At 66.1% G+C, this 1,372-nt stretch carries 1 protein-coding gene; it reads left to right on the forward strand.

The window, feature by feature from the left end; genetic code table 11:
• Positions 1 to 181 precede the first annotated feature (181 nt).
• Positions 182 to 1,303, forward strand: coding sequence for an IS701 family transposase (locus FS320_RS43410; protein ID WP_152718657.1), 1,122 nt, complete (start codon positions 182 to 184; stop codon positions 1,301 to 1,303).
• The last annotated feature ends 69 nt before the right edge of the window (positions 1,304 to 1,372 follow it).

Below are 1,372 nucleotides of genomic sequence, written 5' to 3' on the forward strand. Positions count from 1 at the left end.
TGCGGATGAAGGGAGTGCATCACGTCCTCCTGCGGTGAGAAGCTCGGCGTCGCAGGCCGTCAAAGCGCCAAGTGTACTCCTCAATGGCGTAACGCACCCGATCCCAACAACGTTCCGCTACCAAACAACTAGTACTACAGCCGGGTCTTGTGCGTTGTCTTAGACACGGAGGTGTCGCGCCATGACGCACGCAAGCGAGGCCCACCGCTGGGCCGATCAACTGGATGATCTCGTCGCCCGAATTGCTCCCCGGTTCAGCCGCGTCGAGCCGCGCCGACGCGCCCGGGCTTACCTGCAGGGCCTGCTGTCGCCGCTGGAGCGCAAGAACGGCTGGCACCTGGCCGAAGCGGCCGGCGATGCCAGCCCTGATGGCGTGCAGGATTTCCTTGCCCGCATGCATTGGGAGGCCGATGCCGTGCGCGATGATCTGCAGACCTATGTGGTCGAGCACCTGGGTGATCCTGACGCCGTGCTGGTGCTCGACGAGACCGGCTTCGTGAAGAAGGGGGACAAGTCGGCCGGCGTCAAACGCCAGTACTCCGGCACCGCCGGCCGGATCGAGAATTCTCAGATCGGGGTGTTTCTCGCTTATGCCAGCCGGCATGGCCATGCCCTGATCGACCGGGCGTTGTACCTGCCCGAGACCTGGGCCTTCGATGCGGCCCGCCGCGCGGAAGCGGGCGTGCCGGAGAGTGTGAGCTTCACCACCAAGCCGAAGCTCGGACAGGCGATGCTGAAGCGGGCGTTTGCCGCCGGTGTGCCCTGCCGGTGGGTGGTGGGCGACTGTGTGTATGGCGCCGACCATCAGACCCGGCGCCTGATCGAAGCACACGGGCGTGGCTATGTGCTGGCGGTGACCTCGGCCCAGCGGCTCGGGTTCAAGCCCGTCGAGGATTGGCTCGAGGACGTGCCGGCCAGAGGTTGGCGGCGGCTCAGCGCCGGCGATGGCGCCAAGGGTCCACGGCTGTACGATTGGGCCTATCTGCCGTATCGCACGCCGCCGGTGCCGGGCTGGACAACCGGGCTGCTGATCCGGCGCCAGAAGGGCCGCCCGCATCAGTTCACGTTCTATCTCACCCGCGCCCCGGAGGAGACCTCGCTGGCCGAGCTGGTGCGGATTGCCGGGATGCGCTGGCGGATCGAGAGCTGCTTTGAGGAGGCCAAGGGCGAGACCGGGTTGGACGAGTACGAGGTGCGCGCGTGGACGGGCTGGCACCGGCACATCACCCTATCCATGCTGGCGCCGTGCGACCTGAGCTGCCAGAGGCTCACCACACCTGGGTTCTGGCAGCGTAAGGCCTGATAAGGAAGGAGTGCTTCATACGAGAGAAGACCCCATTCACCTGGGTGCTGCTATCCGGCAGTGCGAAGG

The organism is Microvirga tunisiensis, from assembly GCF_009296175.1.
Lineage (GTDB): Bacteria > Pseudomonadota > Alphaproteobacteria > Rhizobiales > Beijerinckiaceae > Microvirga > Microvirga tunisiensis.